Annotated in this window: 18 protein-coding genes; 15 read left to right on the forward strand and 3 right to left on the reverse strand. The window is 49.0% G+C overall.

The window, feature by feature from the left end:
• The first annotated feature begins 15 nt into the window (after positions 1-15).
• From DWV73_RS00160 to DWV73_RS00205, 10 genes are all read left to right on the forward strand, one after another.
• The gene (locus DWV73_RS00160; RefSeq protein ID WP_207661022.1) at positions 16-900 is read left to right on the forward strand and encodes a sugar phosphate isomerase/epimerase family protein; all 885 of its coding nucleotides are present in this window, start codon (positions 16-18) and stop codon (positions 898-900) included.
• 29 nt (positions 901-929) lie between these two features.
• Entirely contained in the window at positions 930-1,766 is an 837-nt protein-coding gene (locus tag DWV73_RS00165) for a sugar phosphate isomerase/epimerase family protein (RefSeq protein WP_117794989.1), read from the forward strand.
• A gap of 14 nt (positions 1,767-1,780) precedes the next feature.
• The gene (locus DWV73_RS00170) at positions 1,781-2,602 is read left to right on the forward strand and encodes a BtpA/SgcQ family protein (RefSeq protein WP_117794991.1); all 822 of its coding nucleotides are present in this window, start codon (positions 1,781-1,783) and stop codon (positions 2,600-2,602) included.
• 3 nt (positions 2,603-2,605) lie between these two features.
• On the forward strand, positions 2,606-4,132 hold the full coding sequence (locus DWV73_RS00175; protein ID WP_117794993.1) for an FGGY-family carbohydrate kinase: 1,527 nt from the start codon (positions 2,606-2,608) through the stop codon (positions 4,130-4,132).
• Positions 4,133-4,375: 243 nt separating this feature from the next.
• Positions 4,376-4,999 carry a Holliday junction branch migration protein RuvA gene (gene ruvA / locus DWV73_RS00180; RefSeq protein WP_117794995.1) on the forward strand — a complete coding sequence of 208 codons (624 nt, stop codon included), beginning with the start codon at positions 4,376-4,378 and terminating at the stop codon, positions 4,997-4,999.
• Between the two features lie 158 nt (positions 5,000-5,157).
• Complete coding sequence (gene ruvB, locus DWV73_RS00185; protein WP_117794997.1) at positions 5,158-6,180, forward strand: Holliday junction branch migration DNA helicase RuvB; 1,023 nt, start codon at positions 5,158-5,160, stop codon at positions 6,178-6,180.
• A gap of 88 nt (positions 6,181-6,268) precedes the next feature.
• Complete coding sequence (locus tag DWV73_RS12675) at positions 6,269-7,447, forward strand: cell division protein ZapA (RefSeq protein WP_181986183.1); 1,179 nt, start codon at positions 6,269-6,271, stop codon at positions 7,445-7,447.
• A gap of 13 nt (positions 7,448-7,460) precedes the next feature.
• Positions 7,461-9,845, forward strand: a complete 2,385-nt coding sequence (locus tag DWV73_RS00195; RefSeq protein ID WP_117794999.1) for a DUF3656 domain-containing protein — start codon at positions 7,461-7,463, stop codon at positions 9,843-9,845.
• Positions 9,846-9,892: 47 nt separating this feature from the next.
• Positions 9,893-11,233 carry an FtsW/RodA/SpoVE family cell cycle protein gene (locus tag DWV73_RS00200; RefSeq protein WP_117795001.1) on the forward strand — a complete coding sequence of 447 codons (1,341 nt, stop codon included), beginning with the start codon at positions 9,893-9,895 and terminating at the stop codon, positions 11,231-11,233.
• Positions 11,217-12,677 (forward strand): penicillin-binding transpeptidase domain-containing protein, encoded by a 1,461-nt coding sequence (locus tag DWV73_RS00205; protein ID WP_117795003.1) that lies wholly within the window; start codon positions 11,217-11,219, stop codon positions 12,675-12,677. The genes DWV73_RS00200 and DWV73_RS00205 overlap by 17 nt, the downstream gene beginning before the upstream one ends.
• 74 nt (positions 12,678-12,751) lie before the next feature.
• On the opposite strand, the gene aroA is transcribed toward DWV73_RS00205, so the two are convergent.
• Both aroA and DWV73_RS00215 read right to left on the reverse strand, forming a co-directional pair.
• On the reverse strand, positions 12,752-14,029 hold the full coding sequence (gene aroA, locus DWV73_RS00210) for a 3-phosphoshikimate 1-carboxyvinyltransferase (protein WP_117795730.1): 1,278 nt from the start codon (positions 14,027-14,029) through the stop codon (positions 12,752-12,754).
• A 66-nt stretch (positions 14,030-14,095) separates the two neighbouring features.
• Entirely contained in the window at positions 14,096-15,202 is a 1,107-nt protein-coding gene (locus tag DWV73_RS00215; RefSeq protein WP_117795005.1) for a prephenate dehydrogenase, read from the reverse strand.
• Between the two features lie 336 nt (positions 15,203-15,538).
• Between DWV73_RS00215 and DWV73_RS00220 the strand changes: the two genes are divergently transcribed.
• The 3 genes from DWV73_RS00220 to DWV73_RS00230 all read left to right on the forward strand — a co-directional run bounded on the left by DWV73_RS00220 (position 15,539) and on the right by DWV73_RS00230 (position 19,658).
• The gene (locus DWV73_RS00220; protein WP_117795007.1) at positions 15,539-17,629 is read left to right on the forward strand and encodes an elongation factor G; all 2,091 of its coding nucleotides are present in this window, start codon (positions 15,539-15,541) and stop codon (positions 17,627-17,629) included.
• A gap of 380 nt (positions 17,630-18,009) precedes the next feature.
• Positions 18,010-19,140 (forward strand): hypothetical protein, encoded by a 1,131-nt coding sequence (locus DWV73_RS00225; RefSeq protein ID WP_117795009.1) that lies wholly within the window; start codon positions 18,010-18,012, stop codon positions 19,138-19,140.
• On the forward strand, positions 19,137-19,658 hold the full coding sequence (locus DWV73_RS00230; protein WP_117795011.1) for a hypothetical protein: 522 nt from the start codon (positions 19,137-19,139) through the stop codon (positions 19,656-19,658). Before DWV73_RS00225 ends, DWV73_RS00230 begins: the two co-directional genes overlap by 4 nt.
• 158 nt (positions 19,659-19,816) lie before the next feature.
• On the opposite strand, the gene DWV73_RS00235 is transcribed toward DWV73_RS00230, so the two are convergent.
• Positions 19,817-21,136 (reverse strand): acetyl-CoA hydrolase/transferase C-terminal domain-containing protein, encoded by a 1,320-nt coding sequence (locus DWV73_RS00235; protein WP_117795013.1) that lies wholly within the window; start codon positions 21,134-21,136, stop codon positions 19,817-19,819.
• A 393-nt stretch (positions 21,137-21,529) separates the two neighbouring features.
• Between DWV73_RS00235 and DWV73_RS00240 the strand changes: the two genes are divergently transcribed.
• Together DWV73_RS00240 and DWV73_RS00245 are read left to right on the forward strand one after the other, a co-directional pair.
• Positions 21,530-22,885, forward strand: coding sequence for an MATE family efflux transporter (locus DWV73_RS00240; RefSeq protein WP_117795015.1), 1,356 nt, complete (start codon positions 21,530-21,532; stop codon positions 22,883-22,885).
• 30 nt (positions 22,886-22,915) lie between these two features.
• On the forward strand, positions 22,916-23,974 hold the full coding sequence (locus DWV73_RS00245; protein ID WP_117795017.1) for an MBL fold metallo-hydrolase: 1,059 nt from the start codon (positions 22,916-22,918) through the stop codon (positions 23,972-23,974).
• Positions 23,975-24,175 lie beyond the last annotated feature (201 nt).

A 24,175-nucleotide genomic window follows, 5' to 3' on the forward strand; every position in this document is an offset into this window, starting at 1 on the left:
GTGAAATCTGATAGAGTGAAGGTTTTTGCAGTGCCTTTGTGTGTAGAGAGGAGGAACAACTGGATGATAAAGATAAGGCGGGAACAGATTGCAGGAATGAATATGCACTATAAATACAGAACTTTGGATTATTTCTTTAAAACGCAGCAGGCTCTCGGAATAAAAAATATAGAGTTTTGGTGTGCAAGACCGCATTTCCTGCTAGATGATTATGGGTTTGAGGATGCGGCTGAATTAAAAAAGAATGCAGCAGATTATGGATTGACAATCGGAGCTTTTTCACCGGAGTGTACGATTTATAATTATGCACTTTGCTGTCATGACGAGACGGCAAGAAAGCATTCAATCGGATATTTTGAAAATGGAATCCGTGCAGCGGCAGAAGCTGGTGCGAAAGTGATGGTACTCAATTGCTGCGGCGGTGCAAGAAATGAAGATCCGAGACGTATTTTTGAACGTGCGGTTCAAACCTTGCGTCGGCTTTCAAAAACTGCTGCGGAAGAGGGGGTTATTCTTGCAGTGGAAACAGTACGGCCAGAAGACGCAACGGTTATTAATATGCTTCCAGAACTAAAAAAACTTTTGGAGTCGGTTAATGAGCCGCAGATACAGGCTGCCCTGAATTTGACGAGTGCTGGAGTGGCAGGAGAGTCGATGAAAGACTGGTTTGAAGCATTTGGAGACAAAATATACCATGTCCGTTTTGTGGATGGACGTCCGCAGGGATGCCTTGCATGGGGAGATGGTTTGAGACCGTTAGAGGATCAATTGATTTGTCTGGATCAGTACAAATATAAAGGATTGCTAAGTTTGGCACTGAATGATGCACGCTACCTGGAGGATCCGGCTGCAGCTGATCGGCAGAATATGCGTGAATTAGAACCGTTTATAATGGATTAATGGAGTAATTGTATGAGGAGGAAGCGAAAATGAAAATAGTTGATTTTGATAAACTTTCGGTATTGAATCTTCATTATTGCCAATATACGTTGGATTATTTCCTGGATTGTATGCAGGAACTGGGAATCAAAAATGTAGAATTGCTGGGAGGGCATCAAGGACTTTGGCTGGATCCAAATGAATATCAGGATCCGGAGCCGGTTCGTAAAAAATTACAGGAACACGGTTTGAAGTGTCCGGTATTTACACCACAGAATTGCCGGTTTGGTTATCAATTTGGTGTAAAAGAACCAGAACTGAGAGAAAAAACATTTGGATTTTTTGCAAATGCGATACGTCTGGGGGCTGCGCTGGGGGCAGAGAAGATGGAAGCAAATTCCGGATGGGGTTACTGGGATGAAGCGGAGGAGGATGGATTGAAACGGGCAGCTGAGATGCATCAGAGACTTTGTGAGGTCGCAGAGGAAAATGGCGTGACAATTGTGGCAGAGTCTTTACGGCCGCAGGAATCAAGAATTGGGTATAGTTTGCAGCAAATGAAACAGTTATTTGATTTAGTCGATCATCCGCGCTTTAAAGTTATGATTGATTTGACAGCAATGTCGGTTTCTGGTGAAACGATTCAGCAGTGGTTTGATGTTTTTGGAAAGGAAAACATTGTACATGCACATTTTCAGGATTGTGATCCCTATGGGCATTACATCTGGGGTGAAGGGAAGAGAAACTTAAGAAAGGATTTAGAGGACATGGTAAAAAATGGATATGAGGGATATTTTACGCAGGAACTGACAGCACCGGCGTATTACCTGGATCCATTTCGTTATGACAAAAGAAATGTGCAGAATTTGAGAATGTACATGGAATAGAGGAGAGAAAGAATATGTGGACAGATGAATTATTTCATGTAAAAAAGCCGATCATTGCACTGTTGCATTTGCGGGCGCTGCCGGGGGATCCTCTGTATGAAAAAGGTGCAACGATGGGAGAGGTAATTGAAAATGCAGCCAGAGAGCTTCAGGCGCTCCAGGAGGGAGGAGTAGATGGAATTTTGATTGCCAATGAATTCAGCCTTCCGTATGAAAAAAAGGTTTCCTACGTAACTGTGGCAGCGATGGGACGGATTGTGGGAGAATTAAAAAAAGAGATAAAAGTTCCATTTGGTGTCAATATTGTTTCTAATCCATTGGCGACGATCGATTTGGCAGCAGCAGTCGAGGCAGATTTTGTAAGAAGTACATTTACGGGTGCCTATATAGGTGAAAATGGAATTACAGATACGAATATTCCAGAAGTCTTGCGTAGAAAAAAAGCACTTGGACTAGATAAAATGAAATTGCTATATAAGGTAAATCCAGAGTCGGATGTATATCTAGCAGAGAGAAGTCTGGAAAAAATAACAAAATCCATGATTTTTCATTGCTTTCCAGATGGTCTGTGTGTTTCTGGAAGTAGTGCTGGTCAGGAAACGGATTCAAGTTTGGTACGCAGGGTCAAGGCAGTTTCTGGATTTGTTCCTGTTTTCTGTAATACAGGGTGTACGAAGGAAAATGTGGTTGAAAAACTTAGTGAATGTGATGGCGCCTGTGTAGGGACTGCTTTTAAGAAAGATGGTAAATTTGAGAATTTTGTTGAAAAACAGAGAGTCATGGAGTTTATGGATGTAGTTAAGGCGTATCGCTGTACAATGAAAGAAGGCGTATAGACGTTGCATTATTTTTTAGGAATTGACGTTGGTACATATTCAAGTAAAGGAGTTCTAACAGATGAGTCTGGAAAGGTGGTAAGTCGGGCAGTTACTCATCACGGAATGGAAAATCCAGAACCTGGTTATTATGAGCAGGACGCGGATAAGGTATGGTGGAATGATTTTTGCATTTTGTCAAAAATGCTCTTACAGCAGAGTGGTGTAGAACCAGAAAAAATTGCTTGTGTAGGGGGAAGCACATTGGGAGCAGATTGCCTTCCAGTTGATAAGGATGGGCATCCTTTACGAAAAGCAATTTTATATGGTATTGATGCACGCTGCGTGGAAGAAATGGAGTATCTCTCACAGTATTATGGCACAGAAAAAGTAAAAAAACTATTTGGACGTCCAATTTGCAGTGGAGATGTGTCTGCTAAAATTTTATGGATAAAAAATCATGAACCAGAGGTATATAGACGCACACACAAGTTTTTGACAGGTTCTTCTTATCTAACATTTAAACTAACTGGAAAATATGTAATAGATACATTTTTGGGGATGGCTTCATTTCGTCCGCTGTATTATCCGGATGGGAGCATCCATAAAGAAATGTGTAAACCGATTTGTATGCCGGAGCAGTTGGCAGAAGGAATGCCGGTTACCCATATTTGTGGAACGGTAACAAAGCAGGCAGCTAAGGAGACAGGACTCAAAGAAGGAACGCCAGTTATTACTGGAACTGGAGATTCAGCAGCTGAGGCAATCAGTGTAGGAGTACTTGCACCAGGCGATCTGATGGTACAGTTTGGATCGTCCTTATTTTTCTATTGTTGTGCAGATCGGCTGATTCAGGATGAGCGGGTGCGCGGAAATCCATTTTTAATTCCAGAAACTTATAGTGTAGCAGCAGGAACTAATAATGGAGGCACACTTCAAAAATGGTATTTGGAACAGTTATTTTCTGAATGCTTGGAAAAGGAAAAAACAGCAGGATTGAATGCATATGAAGAAATGATGAAAGGAATTTCTGAGATTGCACCTGGATCGGATGGTTTGATAACTTTACCCTACTTTGCGGGAGAAAGGACACCGCTGAATGATCCAGACGCAAGAGGAATGATTGTGGGACTTTCATTGAGCCATACAAAAAGACATTTGTATCGCTCGGCACTGGAAGGAATTGGGTATTCAGTTGCACAGCATATTGACATATTCCGTGAAAATGGTTTGCCTGTAAAACGGATTGCAGCGGCGGGGGGAGGAACGAAAAACGCAGTTTGGATGCAGATGGTGGCGGATATAGCAGGGGTATCGTTAGAAACACCAAAGGAAGACATAGGGGCAGCTTATGGAGATGCACTGATGGCAGCGATTGGAGTCGGATTCTACCAAGGTTTTTCAGATTTGCGCCAAGTAATCCAAAAGAAATGTATTTATAAGCCGGATTTAGAGAGGCATGAGTTATACAAGCCATTTAGAAAGCTATTTGATGAATTATATAGGTGTAATCAGGAAATATTACATAGTTTATCTAAGCATAACAAGTAAATAAAAGATATGGAAAGGCTTTTTGACTGTAATCATTGATATTACAATTGAAAAGCTTTTTCATTTATAGGTTCCCGATAATGTGTAAAAATGAAATTCAATCAACCGGGCAGAATATATGTTCGAAATTCCGCACTTTCCTTGCAATGAAAACTGTGCTATGGTATACTGAAAAGAAGATTTGGAGGCATTTTGAAGCGTTCTTTTTTAGTTTGAACCAGTGAGAAAAGAAAGGAATTTACCGTGATTTCGTATGTAAAAGGCATCCTGGCGGAGAAAGCAAAGGACCGTATCGTGGTCGAGTCCGGCATGATGGGGATCGGGATTTTTGTCCCGATGTCGGTGCTGGAAGTTTTACCGCCGCTCGGGGAAGAGGTAAAGATATATACGCACCTGCAGGTGCGGGAGGATGATATGAGCCTGTACGGCTTTTTAAGCCGTTCGGATCTGGAGATGTTCCGCCAGCTTCTGGGGGTCAACGGCATTGGTCCGAAGGGGGCACTTGGCATCTTGTCGGCGCTGCGTCCGGAGGATCTGCGTCTTGCGGTTATGACTGGGGATGCGAAGGCGATCTCCCGTGCACCGGGCGTTGGGGCAAAGACGGCACAGCGGATCATTCTCGATTTGAAGGATAAAGTGCGGGCAGAGGATCTGCTGACACCGCTGTTAGATGGCAGTGCGGCGGTTTCGCCGGCTGCGGGAAACGGGCTTTCAGGCAATGCAGTGAAGGAAGCCGTGGAGGCGCTGGTGGCGCTGGGATATACGAATGCCGAGGCGGTGAAGGCGGTCAAGAGCGCCAATGTGACGGAAGAGATGGATTCCGAGGCGGTATTGAAGGCATCGCTGAAATATCTGGCGTTTTTGTAAAACAACCTATGTGTCGGACATTCGAAATTGCTGGAACATAAAAAATAGTGGTGCTTGTGCGTCAGATGAAAATTTGGAATGTGTGGCAGATATGAGAAAATGGAACTGTCATGGCTTAATTGAATGAGAGAGAAAAACAGGAAAGACAGGAAACAAGTATGAGCAGAAGGACGATTACAACCGAGGTGACGGAGGAGGATAAGCGGATTGAGGGAAGTCTCCGCCCGCAGACCTTAGACGAATATATCGGTCAGGAGCGGATCAAATCGACGTTAAAGGTATTTATCCATGCGGCGAAATCCCGCGGCGAGGCGCTTGACCATGTTCTTTTCTATGGACCGCCGGGATTGGGAAAGACGACACTCAGCGGCATTATCGCCAATGAGATGGGAACCCGTATGAAGGTTACTTCCGGTCCGGCAATCGAGAAACCAGGGGAGATTGCGGCGATTCTCAACGGGCTCCAGGAGGGAGACGTCCTCTTTGTGGATGAGATTCACCGCTTAAACCGCCAGGTGGAAGAGGTGCTTTATCCGGCGATGGAGGACTATGCGATCGATATCATGTTGGGAAAAGATTCGACGGCGCGATCGATTCGTCTGGATCTGCCGAAATTTACGCTGGTAGGCGCGACGACACGCGCGGGGCTTCTGACGGCGCCGCTGCGCGATCGCTTCGGCATCGTGCAGAAGATGGATTTTTATACGCCTGAAGAGCTGCAGACGATTGTCCTGCGGACGGCGGGAGTTCTGAATGTGGAGATTGATAAGACGGGCGCCTATGAGATTGCGAGACGTTCGAGAGGAACGCCGCGTCTGGCAAACCGACTGTTAAAACGTGTGAGGGACTTTGCACAGGTCAAGTACAACGGCGTGATTACGAAAGAAGTCGCGGATTTTGCACTGGATATCCTTGATGTGGACAAGCTGGGACTTGACAACAACGACCGTGCGATCTTACATATGATTATCGACAAGTTTTCCGGCGGTCCGGTCGGACTGGAGACGCTGGCGGCAGCGCTGGGCGAGGATGCTGGGACACTGGAAGATGTGTATGAACCGTATCTTCTGATGAACGGTCTGCTCAACCGGACTCCGCGTGGGCGGATGGCGACCGAAGCAGCGTATCGGCATCTCGGGTATACCTGGAATCAAGCAAAAAACGGTATTTCTGAGATTTGATATTTGATTGATTTGAAGGCGGTATTTCTGTGTGGGTGACGTGACAACGTCGAACCATATTTATTATAGATAGAAAGAAGAGAATGCGATGGCAAAACGGTATATAGATGTATTAATTGATGGAAAAGTGTATAGCCTGGGCGGCAGTGAGACGGAAGGATATGTACAGCAGATTGCCACGTATCTGAATGGGAAGATTTTCCAGCTCAAGGCGCAGCCGGGATTTTTGAAAATGCCGGAAGACTATCAGAGTATTATGACTTATCTGAATCTGGCGGATGATTATTTTAAAGAAAAAGAGAGTGCGAAGGCACTTGCATCCGACAAAGAGAGCATGGAAAAAGAGACATACCGTCTGAAACATGAGATGGTCAGCACCCAGATGAAACTCGAGAGTCTCCGCAATGAGCGCACCGTCAGCGAGGAAGAACTGGAGACGGCAAAGAAGGCGGCAAAAGAGGCAGCTGAGCAGGCGGAAGCTGCTAAAAATGAGGTACAGGCACAGATCGAGCGTGTGAAAAAAGAAGCGCAGGAGCAGATCGAGGCTGTGAAGAAAACAGCACAGGAACAGGTTGAGTCTGCAAGAAAAGAAACGCAGGGACAGATCGAGGCTGTGAAGAAAACAGCACAGGAACAGGTTGAGTCTGCAAGAAAAGAAACGCAGGGACAGATCGAGGCTGTGAAGAAAACAGCACAGGAACAGGTTGAGTCTGCAAGAAAAGAAGCGCAGGAGCAGATTGAACGTGCGAAGAGAGAGGTACAGGAGCGCGTGGAATCCGCGGAAAAAGCAGCCCAGGATCGCGCTGCCAGGGCGGAGCAGACAGCCCGGGAGCAGGCAGAAGCTGCAAAGAAAGAGGCATTGGAACAGATTGCGGATGCAAAGAAAGAAGCAAACGATTTCCGTGGAGAAGCAGAGGTTTGGAAACAGGAGGCAGAAGATCAGCGTCTGGCGGTCGAGTCATCCCAGAGTGAAATCGCTTCTTTGCAGGACAAGCTGGAGATTTTCAAACAACAGCTTGAAGAAGCAAGACAGGCGGCGACAGCTGTGCAGACGGAAAAATCGCAGCTGGAAGCACGTCTGATGCAGACGGAACAGGAAAAACAGACGATAAAGAAAGATCTGGAAGAGAGCCTCCAGGAGGCAGGGGCAGCACGTGAGGAACTGGCAGCTGTCCGTCAGGCACAGGTGGAGGCATATATGAAGCGGAAGCCATTTCCCAAGAGACAGGGAACGGTGGAACTGAAAGATGCAATTCTGCGGTTATAATGGGTGAAATGATATGAAAAAAAAGGTGGAAATTCTGGCACCGGCGGGTTCCTTCGATAGCATGAAAGCGGCGGTTGCTGCGGGGGCGGACGCAGTCTATATGGGCGGCAGCCGTTTCGGAGCCAGGGCATATGCGGAAAATCCGGATAAAACGGGGATGCTGGAAGCGATCAACTACGTGCATCTGCATGGGCGCCAGCTTTATATGACGGTCAATACGCTGGTAAAGGAAGACGAGATGGATGACTTATACGACTATCTGCTTCCGTATTACCAGGCGGGACTGGATGCCGTGATCGTGCAGGACATGGGCGTATTTTCTTATATCCGGGAGCATTTTCCGGATTTGCCGGTTCATGCGAGCACACAGATGACGATTACCGGACCGGAGGGCGCGGCGCTTATGACGAGAATGGGCGCGGTCCGCATCGTCACAGCGCGTGAACTTTCATTGGAAGAGATACGCCGCATTTATCAGGAGACGGGCGTGGAGATAGAGAGCTTTGTTCACGGGGCTCTCTGTTACTGTTATTCGGGACAATGCCTGTTCAGCAGCCTGATCGGCGGCAGAAGCGGCAACCGGGGACGATGCGCTCAGACCTGCCGGCTTCCGTTTGATGTCCTTCGGCGGCTGGATGAGAACAACCCGAATGAAAACAAAAACAAAAAGAAAGAAAATGGCGTGTTAAATCCGGGTGATTCCAAGTATGTGCTCAGTCTCAAGGATCTTTGTACGCTGGATATTTTGCCGGATATTCTGGAAGCAGGCGTTTATTCCTTGAAAATCGAGGGGCGCATGAAGAGTCCGCGCTATACGGCAGGCGTGGTGCGCCTGTACCGGAAATATGTAGATTTATATTTAAAGAATGGCAGAAAAGGTTACCGGGTTGACCCGAAAGACCGGAAGGAGCTGCTGGATCTGTTTGACCGCGGCGGTCAGACGTTAGGCTATTATACCGAGCACAATGGACGCGATATGGTGGTCTGCCATGAGAAACCGGCATTCCGCCAGGAAAACCGGGAACTTTACCAGTATCTGGACAAAACGTATGTGGAAGCAGAGGTGAAAGAACCGGTTCAGGGGTTTGCGCGTGTCTGTGAAGGCGAACCGCTGCAGCTGACGCTTCAATACGAAGATCCGCTGACGGGAGAAAGCCGGATGGCAGGCGGAATCGGAGCAGTTGTCCAGACGGCAGTGAAACAGCCGATGAGCAAGGAACGGATTGAGAAACAGCTCGGAAAAACGGGAAATACGCCGTATTATTTTGAAAATCTGGAAGTGGAGACAGGCGGCAGCCCCTTTGTGCCGGTGCAGGAGTTAAATGAACTCCGCCGCTCTGCGTTTGAGCAGCTGACCGAGGAGATACTGCGTCCATACCGCCGGGAGATACCGGAAAATAGGGCGTGCGGGACAGGAAAAGGATGGCAAAATCCGGAAGAAAAGAATCTGGAAGAAAATAACCAGACAGGTTCGGAATCAGAAAAAACCAGCCCGGCTCAGGACGTTGAACTCACAGCAGATTTACCTGTACAGAGCCAGAAAACGCTGTTTGAGAATAAAAAAGGGAATAAAACAGCTCTGTACCACATCCACGTTTCGGTCGAACACCCGGCACAGTTAAAAGTGGCGTTATCCGTACCGGAAGTCGGCGCCATCTACCTGGATAGCGCTGAATTTGGCGCCGAACAGTGGAACGAATGGGTATCGCGCTGCCATGAGGCAGACAAGCAGTGTCTTTTGGTAATGCCGCATATTTTCCGCGATCGGGCAAAGGAATATTTTGAAACACATCGTTCCAGGCTGGAATCGGCGGGATTTGACGGTCTTGTCATCCGGGCATGGGAAGAGCTGGAACTGGTGCGCGAGTGGAAGATTTCCATCCCGCTTGTGATGGATTATGGTATTTATACGATGAATCACCGGGCGGAGGATTTTGTGCGGGAGATGGCGCCGGAGCTTTCGATGCGTTTTACCCTTCCGGTCGAGCTCAACAGCCGGGAGTTGGAGGCGCGCGACAGCCGGGAACGGGAACTTCTCGTATATGGTTCGATCCCGGTCATGGTAACCGCCCAGTGCATCCGGAAAACAGTGGAAGGATGCAGTAAATGTCCGGAATATCTGTATCTGCGGGATCGCAAAAAGAAAGTATTTCCGGTAAGGAACCAGTGCCGTTTCTGCTGCAATACGATCTACAATTCCAGCCCCCTGTCGCTTTTGAAGGATAAAAAGCAGATAGACCGCCTGCAGCCGGAGGTGCTGCGTCTGGCATTTACGTCGGAGAGTGCGGCACAGACCGGGGAAGTGCTGGATGCCTACGTGAAGACCTTCCTCCATCAGGAACCGGTGGAGCTGGAGGGCGAATTTACAAGAGGTCATTTTAAGAGGGGCGTAGAGTAGCGTGTGTACCGGGAATCTTCCGGGTACACATGAAAAGGAGGATCACCATGATAAATCTTGTGACAACGATGTCAAGGTATCTGATGATATTGCTGATACTGATTTATACATATTACAATTTCCGCTTTTTTTCACTGCCGGATGACGAGTCGAAACTCCGGCTCTGCCGTCTGCAGAATGTACCGCTGTTTTTGATATTTCTTCTGTCGGGTACGATCATTTATCTACAAACCGAGGATGAGGCAGTTGTGCTGTTTTTCGGCGCGCAGCTTGTCTTTTTTGTCCTGTACCAGCTCTTATACCGGCTGTTTTACCGGAATGCGTCGAGACTGTTGCTGAACAACACGTGTATGCTTCTGTGCACTAGTTTTATCATGCTGACGCGCATCTCGATGGACAAGGCGGTCCGCCAGTTTATCATCATGGCAGTTGCGGCGGTTATCACAATGATTATACCATATGTGATAGATAGAACCTGGCAGCTCGCTAAGATACCGTGGGTGTACGGCCTGATAGGTCTGGCGCTGCTGCTGGTTGTCTGTGTGATCGGCAATACCAGCTTCGGCGCGCAGCTTTCGATCAGTATCGGCGGATTTTCGTTCCAGCCGTCCGAGTTTGTTAAGATCAGCTTTGTATTCTTCGTAGCGACGATGTTTTACCGCTCAACGGAGTTTAAAAATGTGGCGATCACGACCGGCGTGGCGGCGGCGCACGTGTTGATTCTGGTGTTATCCAAGGATCTGGGAAGTGCGCTGATTTTTTTCCTCGCCTATGTCCTGATGCTGTTTATTGCAACCTCCAACTGGCTGTATCTGGCAGGCGGTCTTGGAAGCGGCTGTGCGGCTGCGATGCTGGCGTATAAGCTGTTTTCGCATGTGCGTGTCCGCGTGGAAGCATGGCAGGATCCGTGGAGTGACATCGCAGGAAAAGGATATCAGGTTACGCAGGCGCTCTTTGCGATCGGCACAGGCGGCTGGTTTGGCATGGGACTTTACCAGGGGATGCCGAAGAAGATCCCGGTTGTCGAGAAGGACTTCATTTTCGCGGCGATCTCGGAGGAGCTGGGCGGCATCTATGCGCTCTGTATTCTCCTGATCTGTCTGGGCTGTTTCATGCAGTTCATGCTGATTGCGACCCGGATGCAGGCATTATTTTACAAGCTGATCGCGTTTGGTCTGGGAATTGAGTATGTGGTGCAGGTGTTCCTGACGATCGGCGGCGTGACGAAATTCATTCCGTCTACCGGCGTGACGCTGCCGCTTGTCAGTTATGGAGGCAGTTCGATTCTCAGCACATTTATCCTGTTTGGCGTGATACAGGGACTATATGTCCTGAAACGGAATGAGGAAGAAGAGGAGGAGCAGCAGTTTGATGAGGCAGAAGGATGAAATGGAAAGAACTGAAAATGCGAGAGCGCGTTCAAACCGTCATATTCTGTGGCTGACCTATGGGATTGCGGCGCTCTTTATCGCGATGGCCGTTTATTTTGGCTGGTTTATCCAGTTTAAGAGTGAAAATGTGATCGGCAGCTCTTATAATGCGAGACTCGATCTCCTCTCAGACCGGGTGACCCGCGGTTCGATTATGAGCAATGATAAAACGGTGCTGGCGCAGACGAACGTTGCAAGTGACGGAAGCGAGAAACGCTATTATCCGTATGATTATCTGTTTGTCCATTCGGTCGGATATTCTGGCAAAAATGGAAAAACAGGTCTGGAGTCGCTGGCGAATTTCTACCTGCTTTCCTCCCATGTGAATCTGATTGAGAAAACGATCAATGAATTTCAGGGGAAGAAAAATCTGGGCGACAATGTGATTACGACGCTTGATGTGGATCTGCAGCAGACGGCATCCGACGCGATCGGAAAACACCGGGGCGCTGTGATTGTCATGGAACCGGATACGGGAAAGATTTTAACGATGGTTTCCCAGCCGAATTTCAATGCGAATCTCGTCGATGAGCGCTGGGCAGAGTTGACATCGCCGGACAATACGAAGGCGCAGTTAGTCAACCGCGCGACGCAGGGCTTATATCCGCCGGGATCGACGTTCAAGATGCTGACGGTGCTGGAATATATGAAAGAGAACCCGAATACCTGGCAGGACTATGTGTATAATTGTAATGGCTCTTACCAGAATGGCGATTATACGATTAAATGTTACCACGGGACGGCACACGGGGCGCAGAACCTGATTCAGGCATTTGCCAATTCCTGCAACGGTGCGTTTGCGGAGATTGGAATGCAGATTAATTCAGAAAAATTCCGGGCGCTGGCAAATCAGATGCTCTTTAATTCGGAGCTTCCGTACACACTTCCGTACAACCAGAGCACGTTTTCGCTCGACGGCAGTTCGGATGACTGGGAAAAGCTTCAGACCGCGATCGGACAGGGAAAAACCCAGATTACGCCGCTGCATAACCTGATGATCGTATCGGCGATCGCCAACGGCGGCACGCTGATGAAGCCATATATGATCGATCATGTTGAAAATGTGGGTGGTCAGACGGTCAAGAAGTTCCTTCCGTCCGCCTATGGAACCCTGATGTCTGCGAATGACGCACAGTTTCTGACGCATCTCATGAGCCAGGTGGTCGAGATTGGTACGGGTTCCGCGATGCGGGGGGCATCCTATACGGTGGCCGGAAAAACCGGTTCCGCCGAGTTTGAGACAGGTAAGGAGACACATTCCTGGTTTGTCGGTTTCGCTCCGGCGGACAAGCCGAAGGTGGCGATCTGCGTGCTGGCAGAAGAGTCCGGTTCCGGCGGTGCGGTCGCTGCGCCGATCGCAAGACAGGTGCTGGATCGGTATTTTGCGAAATATGGGCAGTAGGACAAAAGAAAAGGGCAGGAAAGCGATTTGAAGCTTTTCCTGCCCTTTTTGTCTCAAATATGCATAGTCACATTTTATTTACACAGCCGTTTCAGATCCCCATAGAATCCCGGATAGGAGATGTTCACGCAGTCTGCATCCAGAATTTCGGTCTCGCCGGAAGCGCCGAGTGCGGCAACGGCGAAGGTCATGGCGATGCGGTGATCCTTCTTGCTGTCGATCACAGCACCGTGCAGCGGCTTGCCTCCGTGGATGATCATGCCATCTTCGGTCTCGGTCACATCCGCGCCCATAGCGGTTAAATTCTCTACCATGACAGCAATGCGGTTTGACTCTTTTACCTTCAGTTCCGCGGCATCGCGTATGACGGTGGTTCCCTCGGCATAGCACGCCATCGCAGCGATCACCGGAAGCTCGTCGATGAGAGTCGGGATGATCGCACCCTCGATCGCGGTTCCAGTCAGCTTACCGGAGCGGACGAGCAGGTCGGCGGTCGGTTCGCCGGAGGCGGTGTTTACATTGAGAAGTTCGACGTCCGCGTTCATCGCCTTGCAGACGCGCAGGATGCCGTCGCGGGTCGGGTTGATACCGACATTTTTAATTAAGATTTCTGAATCCGGTACGATGAGTCCGGCTGCGATAAAGAAGGCAGCGGAGGAGATATCGCCCGGAACCAGAATTTTCTGTCCATAGAGCTGTTTTGCCGGCTGTAAAATCGCGGTGGTTCCTTCTGTGTGGATGTCTGCGCCGAATGCGGACAGCATCCGTTCACTGTGATCGCGGGAAATGTACGGTTCGGTCACACGGGTTTCTCCGTCGGCATACAGACCTGCCAGCAGAATCGAGGATTTGACCTGGGCGGAGGCAACCGGAGAATTATAATGGATGCCGTGCAGCGGTGAGCCGGTGATATGGAGCGGCGCGCAGCCATTTCCGTTGACACTCTCGATCTTTGCGCCCATCTGGGAGAGAGGATCGATGATACGCTTCATCGGACGTTTCTGGATGGAAGCGTCGCCGGTCAGTGTTGTGTCAAATTTCTGGGCCGAGAGAATGCCGGAGATCAGGCGCGTTGTGGTGCCGCTGTTGCCGCAGTCTAAAACGGAGTCTGGGGCAGTCAGCCCGTGCAGCCCACGTCCGTGGACGAGAACGGTCTCGCCCTGATTTTCGATCGAGATTCCCATTTTGGAAAAACAGGAGATCGTGGAGAGACAGTCTGCGCCCTGCAGGAAGCCGTGGATTTCGGTCAGTCCGTCCGCAAGAGCGCCGAACATGACGCTGCGGTGGGAGATGGACTTGTCTCCCGGAACGGTGAGTTCGCCCCGGAGAGAAGATGTATGGGTAAATTTCATTGAGTTCATAGTTGTACCTGCCTAAACATTAATGTTGAAAGTTAAGTTTGAAACATACATTGCAGTTTACGCGAACAGCGTGTAATTGTATTTCTTCAAACGCGCCCACGCCGCTTCCATCGAAGCCTTGTCGTAGAAGCTGATCCGCAGCGCGCCCTCGCCATGCTCACGGTTGTGGCTGATGCCGATATTTTTGATACTGATTCCTTTACCGGAGAGGATCGAGGAAATGATGGAGATAGCACCTGGCTCGTCCACCACGTCGGCGGAGAAGGCGTATTCCGGCTGTATCGATCCTTTTGGAGTTTCTGCAAACGAATTCCGGTAGTCGCGGGAGGACTCAAACAGCTGGTAGATGGCTCTAGACTGGTGGTCGGACAGTTCTTCCCGCAATGTCGTCAGGGAATCAATGTAGCGATCCAGCACCTCAGTGATATTGCCTGTGTTCGTCATGCAGATCTGTTCCCACATGACCGGAGAAGAGGAGGCAATACGGGTGATATCCTTGAAACCTCCGGCAGCCAGCCGTTTCATCATCTGATCCTCGCTGTCGCAGTCGTGTACCAGGTTGACCAGGCTGGAGGCGATGAGGTGCGGCAGATGGCTGATCGCCGCGACAATGAAATCATGACGATGGTAATCCAGCACCAGGGGCAGCGCACCGATCGCCTTTGCCACATCCACCATACGGTCAGTGTGGGAAGCTGGGGTGTGTGGTGTCGGGGTAATGATATAGTATGCATTTTCCAGCAAATGGTCGGTTGAACTCTCGTAGCCGGTCTTTTCCGAGCCAGCCATCGGGTGTCCGCCGACGAAGCAGCTTTCCATGCCAAGCGCGGCAACGGTCTCATGAATGCTGGTCTTGGTGCTTCCGACGTCAGTCACAACCGCGCCTTCCTTTAAGAACGGTCGGATCTGGCGCAGATAGGATTCATTAAATTCAACCGGTGTGCACAGGAAAATGATGTCGCACTCGCTTAAATGCTCGTCCACGCCGTCCAGAATCAGGTCAACAATGCCGTCTGCATGTGCCTGTTCCAATTTTTCGCGGGTTCGCATATAAGCCATGATCTGAATATCCGGGGCGCTGCGTTTCAAACCTCTGGCGATAGAGCCGCCGATCAGACCGAGTCCGATGAAACCGGCGGTAAGATGATTAATCGGTGTATTCATAGCAATTACGCTCTCTTTCATAAGTAGTATAATAAAAAAAATGAAACTAGAAATTATTGTAGAATAGAACAAGTCACTTGTCAACGATTTTACGCGTTGAAGTGAAAAAGAAAATTTTTTGCATCTGTTTATTACTAAATTTGCGAAAATGCGATTGATTTCACCGCCTTTGAACAGGGAAATTGTCGCATTTTCAATGCTTTTCAAAATAAAACGAATAAATTTTGTATAAAGGTGTTGTTTTACTTGAAATTTTCTCTATTTTCTTGTACAATATGAACAGAGGTTAAAATACAAGAAAAAAACATCAAAATAAATAGACGGGAGGACTTAACTATGAACGTGTATGGGACAAAACAAATCCGCAATGTAGTGTTACTGGGGCACGGCGGTGCCGGCAAGACAACGGTAGCAGAGGCGCTGGCACTGGTAACAGGTACTACCAAGAGAATGGGAAAAGTTCCGGAAGGAACCACCATCAGCGATTATGATAAAGAAGAAATCAAGAGACAGTTCTCTATCTCCACCACGCTGATTCCGTTGGAGTATCAGGGAGAAGATGGACCGATCAAGATTAACCTGTTAGATACCCCTGGCTATTTTGATTTTGTGGGAGAAGTAGAGGAAGCTATCAGTGTAGCAGATGCAGCAATCATCGTTGTAAACTGCAAGGCTGGCATCGAAGTCGGAACCGAGAAGGCATGGGAACTCTGTGAAGAGTACAACCTGCCGCGCCTGTTCTTCGTTACCAACATGGATGACGATCAGGCAAGCTTCCGTGAGCTGATCTTAAAACTGGAGAAACAGTTTGGCCGTAAGATCGCGCCGTTTCAGGTGCCGATCCGTGAAAATGAAAAATTTGTCGGCTTTGTCAATGCGGTAAAGATGGAAGGCCGCCGTTTCACTCATTTAAGCGAATATGAGAAATGCGAGATTCCGGAGTACACCAAGAAGAACCTCGGCATCATCCGTGATGCGCTGATCGAGGCAGTGGCAGAGACGAGTGAAGAATATATGGAGCGCTATTTCTCCGGTGAAGAATTTACACAGGAAGAGATCGCACAGGCGCTGCGCGAGCACGTAAGTGAGGGCAACATCGTTCCGGTTATGATGGGTTCCGGCATCAATGCACAGGGCTTCGCATATTTGCTGCAGGCGATCGATAAATACTTCCCGTCACCGGACAAGTTCGAGTGTGTCGGTGTCGATGTATCGACCGCAGAGCGCTTTACCGCTAAATATAATGACGATGTATCCCTGTCGGCACGTGTTTTCAAGACTGTGGTTGACCCGTTCATCGGCAAATACTCCCTGATGAAGATTTGTACCGGTACCTTAAAACCAGATACCGTTATCTACAATGTAAACAAAGATGCTGAAGAGAAAGTTCAGAAAGTATATGTTCTCCGCGGCAAGGATGTCATCGAGGTTCCGGAATTAAAGGCGGGCGATATCGGCGCGGTTGCCAAATTAAACGTTACTCAGACCGGCGATACCATCGCAGTCCGCACGGCTCCGATTGTATACCACAAACCGAAGATTTCTACCCCGTATACCTACATGGCATACGCAGCTAAGACCAAAGGCGATGAGGACAAGATCTCCAGTGCACTGGCGAAGATGATGGACGAAGATCTGACACTCAGAAGCGTCAGCGATACCGAGAACCGTCAGACCTTACTTTACGGCATCGGCGAGCAGCAGCTCGAAGTCGTTGTCAGCAAGCTGCAGACAAGATATAAAGTAGACATTGTGCTCAGTAAACCGAAATTTGCATTCCGCGAGACACTTCGCAAGAAAGTAGAAGCACAGGGCAAATATAAGAAACAGTCTGGTGGACATGGACAGTACGGCGATGTTAAGATGTCCTTCGAGCCGTCCGGCGATCTGGAGACACCATATGTATTCGAAGAAAAGGTATTTGGCGGTGCCGTTCCGAAGAACTACTTCCCGGCAGTTGAGAAGGGTGTTCAGGAATGTGTACAGAAGGGTCCGTTGGCTGGATATCCGGTTGTCGGTGTGAAGGCAACCCTGTTAGATGGTTCCTATCATCCGGTTGACTCCTCCGAGATGGCATTCAAGATGGCAGCGACGCTGGCATTCAAGAAAGCGTTCATGGAAGCGAATCCAGTTCTCCTTGAACCGATCGCATCCCTGAAGGTAACCGTTCCGGATAAATTTACCGGCGACGTCATGGGCGATCTGAACCGCAGAAGAGGCCGTGTTCTCGGTATGAACTCCAACCATCACGGCAAACAGATCATCGAGGCAGATATCCCGATGTCCGAGCTGTTTGGTTATAATACCGACCTTCGTTCCATGACCGGCGGTATCGGCGAATTCTCCTATGAGTTCAGCCGCTACGAGCAGGCTCCTGGCGATGTACAGAAGAGAGAAGTGGAGGCGAGAGCGGCAGAAGCTGAATAATGGCAGATGAAGTGCTTACCGTTTCGGTCAAAAATATGATATTCTTATATAAATAAGCAGAAAACCGCCGCAGGCGGCTGAGTGGATCGATACCGATTCATCAAGGCTGTCAGCGGCGGCTTTCTCTTTCTGGAAGGTCTTTCGGATCGATATGGTTATAGGCTGTGCTTGAATTGAACAAAGCGCTGCGAATGTTATCGATGGGACAGGCGAGAAGTTAAGGCAGTGAATGCGGATGCCAAATTGCTACGAATTGCGTTCTTTTGCAATTTTCAAAAAGAAGGCTATAAATTGTAAGAAAATAGAAAAGACTACCCACCTGTAAAAAGGTATAATGTTGCAAAGAGAACAACTTATACAGACAGGTGGGTGGCCTTTTTATGATAGAGAAAAATGAGAAAAGCGGGGAACTCATGGAAGTAAAAGAACAGGCAAAAACAGTTCGGAAACACCCGGAGCGGATGATCGTGCGTATCTGGCTGGTGCTGGCGCTTATTTGTCTGCTGGCGGGTCTGATCGCCCAGTATACGTTCCGGCTGAAAGAACCGCTGTTTCTGCATTACAGCCAGTCGGCTTATCTGGGCTGTGGGCTGGACGGAGTAGAAACTTCGGAGGATGGAATCGTTTCATCTGTGTCAAGTGAGGCGCTTGAAGAAGAAAGTACCGATTCCGATGTGAAAGTTGGAGTTTTAGACGAAGGTGTGAAAGACCTGAATGCGGATATGGGATTGGAGAATACAGTGTCTTTGTATGCACTGGGGGAAGAAAGTGTGGATGAGACAGATGAAACTTCGGATGTATGGTATACACAGGTAAATTTTGCCTATCTGACGGATGTGACGGATGAGATCTGTGTGAGAGAAATTCGTTTTTCAGAGTTGCCTGAACTTCAAATGCAGGAAATGCGGGAGACAGTCCAGTCAGCGGGACAGTATGCGCTTCATCGCCTGGATGCTACGCTTTCGATTGAAGATCCGCAGCATAACGGGATCAGTCAGTGGAGAATCCTGACGCGGGCGCAGGTGCTCTATTCAGATGGAAACACAGCGGACGTAAAAATTGGTAATCTGGTACTGATTGCAAATCCGGAGGGCGGGAGCGCCCTGGAAAATCCAAGTTCCAGCGCCAATTCAGATGGAACGGCCACACAGGTTTACACCGTTCAGAAAGATGGAACCATCGAAGTAAAAGGCTGCATTGCGTCAGCCGGGGAGATGGAAAATTTTTCGATGACCTTAAATGGAGAGCCTATCCCAGCCCAAAAAGAAGGGGAAGAGCCGAAACGGCTGACAGTAAAAACGGGTGATGTCCTGACGTTCCAGAGCCATTGGATTGGCAAAGAGGAAGACCAGTCGCCGCAGGTATTTCATTCAGGAGTTGCAGTGCTTTCATATATCGGCAAAGATGGCGGGGAGCAGGTTCTTTCATTTGAAAATGAATACAGGAAGAGAAGGGAGCTTCGCTTTATTGATGTGTGGAAATATCTGCTGAAAGAGGAGGCATTTAAGTGAAAACGGGAGATCATAAGATTTTAGCCGGTCTGATTCTTGCTTCGATTCATATTAATCTGTTCCATGTGATGCTGCTGCCGCCCTGCATCGGGTTTCTGATTTTATATATCGGGATTCTCCAGAAAGAGCGGCAGGCTGGATTTTTCCAGATGGATGTAAAAGAGATGAGAGTGTACCGGGCAGCAGGGGCGGCGCTTGTGCTGGTGACTGCTTTTTCTAGCTTTCTGTCCATGTTCTGGAGGCGGCCGGACGGAACCATCTGGTCGCTGATTCCGTGTATGCTGGAATATGTGGTGCTCTATGGACTGATGGAAAGCTACACCGCAGGTTCGCCCAGACATTCGTATCACTCCGAACTGTGCTGTGGATATGCTATGGTAATGGGAGCAGCACTGTGTGGGTACGCAGTCAGCCTGATTCTGCATATCGCGCTGTGGCAGCTCTTTGCGTCTATGATTATTTTGGTCTGCCGGTTTATGGTGGTTGTGGTTGTTATAGGGGCGAAGAAAGAGGCATAAAAAATAAAAAGCCGTAACCAGATATACTCGCCCATGGGATTAAACTCATGAGCGAAAGTATAAGGTTACGGCTTTTCTATGTTGAAAATTCTGGTTTTCAAATAATCAAAGATAACATGGAATGTTGATGTTTCGGTTCCGATGTATCTTTCCAATTTTTATTTAAAATTCTCCTCCGCATACCGGCGCAACTCATCACGGAAATCCGGGTGTGCGATGGCGATCATGGCATCCGCTCGTTCTTTTAAGGTAAGCCCGGTCAGTTTTGCGATACCGTATTCGGTCGCCACGTACTGAATCATGGTACGCGGTGCAGATACGGTGCTGCCGCCCGGAATGAACGGTACGATGTTGGATTTTAAGGAGCCATCTTTTTTCTTGTGGGTGGAAGCAAGGCAGATAAAGCCCTTGCCTCCCTCGGAGCGGAATGCGCCCTCCAGGAAATCCATCTGTCCGCCGATACCGGAGAGCTGTCGGGTGCCGGCAGACTCGGCATTTTCCTGTCCCATCAGATCCAGCTCGACACCACCGTTGATACTGATGACATTTTTCATCTCACCGATGCGGTACGGGGAGTGGACGTAATCGACGTCAGCCGGATGGAAGAGCTGCGGCTCATTATCCAGCCAGTCATATAATTCCTGAGAGCCCATGGCAAGGTTCCAGGTAGAATAACCGTTGTCAATTTCCTTCTTCTTGTTGGTCAGCTTGCCAGCCTTATAGAGGGCTAAAAAAGCATCGCTGATGGTGCCGGTGTGGCAGCCGAGGTCGGTTTTGTCGGACTGTGCCAGCATATTGGCAACGGTAAACGGAACGCCGCCGACGCCCAGGGAAAGGACAGCGCCGTCCGGGATCTCCTCAACGACACGTTTGGCAATCTCAATATCAATGGCGCTCGGATCGCGGTAGGTGCGGATCGGAAGCGGCTCATGCTCGCCCTCGACGATGAAATCTGCATCTGAGAGGTGGACACGGTGGGAACCATCGACGCCCTGTAAGCGCGGGAGGCGCTCATTGATCTCGAAGATGACGGTGCGCGCATTCTCAAAGATGGTGCGCCATGCATAGTTGGAAATACCCAGTCCGCAGCAGCCGTCCACATCTGGTCTGGAAACCGGTACAAAGGCAACATCCACGCGAATGTGGTGGCGGTACATTTCCGGCAGGGAACGCAGCATCATCGGCATAAACTTGCAGAGCCCACGGGTCTGCAGCTTGCGCTCATAATCGCCGATGTGCCAGCTGTAGTAGCTGAATGCTTTCTGATCCGGGTCGCTTTCGACAACCTCGATGCGCGGGCGGATGACTAAACCGCCGCGGATCTTGACATCGGTCAGCTCATCCCTGCGTGCTGCCAGCGCACGGTCGAGAAGCTCCGGAAATCCAGCGCCAAAGCCATAATCCACCCAGTCGCCCGGTTGAACGGCCTTGACGGCGGCCTCAGCACTTACAAATTTGCCTGCGTAATTGTTAGACATAGTAAAAATCCTCCATCGGTATGAAATTCATAATTTTCTAATTTCCATCATATCCCAGAAAGCGCTTTTTTGCAACTTCCAAAGACAATTCCAAAAGACAATTTTTAAGCTGGGTTTTAAGATAAGTTTAATACGGAAATAGTTGACAAAATAGGTGTTTATGATAAAATTAAGTGTTTATAATTAAGAGTTGGTCTTTTACACAGCAGGCAGAAGTGCCTGTATTTTTATGTAATAGGAAATTCCTTGGAATCCTCTATTACACAAAAAGGCACTAACGTGCCAATGATGTGCACTTGCGCGAAGCAGAAACATGTCGCAAGCGACCGCGCTCGGCGCGAGAATGTGACTGTAAAGAATACAACAAATATAGAAAGAGAGGAGTTACGACAAATGAAAACAAATACGGATTTATTTGAAAAAACACCCGTACCGAAGGCGGTCGCAACCATGGCGGTTCCGACCATGATTTCCATGCTGGTGGTTGTTATCTATAACATGGCGGATACATTTTTCATCGGTCAGACGAAGGATCCGCTGCAGGTGGCGGCAGTTTCGCTGGCAACGCCGGTCTTTATGATTTTTATGGCATTAGGCCATCTGTTCGGTATCGGCGGCAGCTCAGCGATATCGAGAGCACTGGGAGAACGCCATAAAGATCGGGCATGTCATATCAGTTCATTCTGCTGCTATGGATCCCTGGGGCTGGGCGTGATAGTGGCTATCCTGTCTGTACTTGGAATGGAAACCATTCTGCATCTCATCGGTGCCAGTGTAAATACGATCGGTTTTGCGAGACAGTACCTGACGATTATTGCAATCGGCGCGCCGTTTATTATGTTTTCAACTGCATTTGCGAATATTCTGCGGGGAGAAGGCGCATCGAGAGAATCGATGGTCGGAAACATGATAGGTACCGTAGTAAATATTATTTTGGATCCGATCATGATCCTGGTGCTTGGCTGGGGAGTGACCGGTGCAGCGCTTGCGACGATCATCGGCAATATTGCGGCCTGTCTTTACTATATTGCTTATTATCTACGGGGAAAATCGACACTGTCGATTCATTTTCGTGATTTTAAGATGGGAGATGGAATCGCTTCCGGCGTGGCAGGGATCGGTATTCCGGCTTCCTTAAATAACATCCTGATGAGCTTTGCCAATATTATCCTGAACCAGGCGCTGGTCGGCTACGGTGACACACCGGTAGCGGCGATGGGGGTTGCGATGAAATCCAATATGCTTGTTGTCCTGCTGCAGATTGGTCTCTGCGTGGGAATCCAGCCGCTGGTCGGTTATAATTATGGAGCGCGCAACAAGAAACGCCTGATGTCGGTATTCAAATTTACAGGACTTGTATCGGTTATTATGGGAACGATTCTGACATTGATTATGATTGTCGCAAGAAAGACAATGATTCAGATGTTTATTAATGATGCGGAAGTTGTCCAGTATGGTATTCAGATGGTGGTTGCCCTGCAGCTTTCTGCGCCACTCCTCGGTATCTTATTCCTCTGCATCAATACGATCCAGGGAATGGGAAAAGCGCTTCCGTCGCTGATTCTTACGATCTGCCGCCAGGGACTGATTTTTATTCCGCTGATTTTCGTGCTGAATGCGATGTTTGGCTTGGATGGAGTTATCTATGCACAGCCGGCGGCTGATTATCTGTCGATTGTGGTGGCGATTTTGATTTGTGCACATCTGTTCCGGACGATGGATCATAGAGAAGAGAAAGCAGAAGGCTGAGAAGATTCAATAGATTCAATAAGGAAAAATATGCTTAAAGAAAATAAAAGAGAAGAAATCACAAAGAACATAGAGAAGAGGGAAGCCCTTGTAGAACAGGTGGCAGATGGAATCTGGCGGATCGGTGTGGAATTGCCGCAGAATCCTTTGCGGGAACTCAACAGTTACCTGATCAAGGGGAAAGAAAACGGGCGCGACCTTCTGATTGACACCGGATTTCGGCGCGAGGAATGCCGGGAGGCGCTGTTTGCCGGGCTTCGGGCACTTGGCAGCAGTCCGGATCGGCTGGATATTCTTCTGACGCACCTGCACTCGGATCACACGGGACTCGCCAGGGAGGCGGCAGGGGCGGACAGCTGCATTTATATCAGCGGAACCGATCTGGCAATCTTAAAGGACGGTTTTACACCAGAGCGTCCGCTTCGCCTGGCGGAGCAATTCCGTGCCGGGGGATTTCCGGAGGATGAAATGAAGAAAACGCAGGCGCTCAATCCGGCAGTCCGCTATAAGCTGGATCGGGTTGATGACCGTTTTGTTCCGATTGAGGCAGGCTGGAAATACACGGTAGGAGATTACACCCTGGAAATGATCTCCGTGCCGGGGCATACGCCGGGCAATGCGATGTTCTGGGCAGAGAAGCAGGGCGTCATGTTCACGGGCGATCATATCCTGTTTGATATATCGCCGAATATTACTTCCTGGCTGGAATCGGAGGATTCATTAGGTGACTATCTCGACAGCCTGCGTCTCGCCAGAAAATATCCGGTCCGCCTTGCCCTACCGGGACACCGGAAGACAGGCGATTATGCGGCGCGCATCGAGGCGCTGCTGGCACACCATGAGCGGCGTCTGGAGGAGACGGAGGCGCTGCTTGCCGAACATCCGGGTATGACGGCATATGAGACGGCTGGAAAGATGCGCTGGAAGATCCGTGCCGCCAGCTGGGAAGAATTTCCGCCGTCCCAGAAGTGGTTCGCGGTGGGCGAGTGCATGGCGCATCTGGACTACCTTCGCCTGCGCGGCAGAATCCGCCGGGAGATGGACGGAGAAGTGTGGAGATGGTTCACGGTAACGGCTAAATACTGTTAGAATTAACTAACAATTATTACCATTGACTAACAATAGTCTGACTGTATATAATAATAGTAAAGAAAGCGGTAACTGTTCAGTAGGTCTGCGCATTTACTGCGCTGACTGTACGAAAACATGGACCAGCAGACAAAAATCCCATTGCCGTAGGCAATTTTTAATGGATTTTTGCGCGTGACTGTGAAGGTACTGAACAGTTAC

Origin of the sequence: Clostridium sp. AF12-41, assembly GCF_003461685.1 — a bacterium.
Classification (GTDB): Bacteria; Bacillota; Clostridia; order Lachnospirales; family Lachnospiraceae; genus Otoolea; species Otoolea fessa.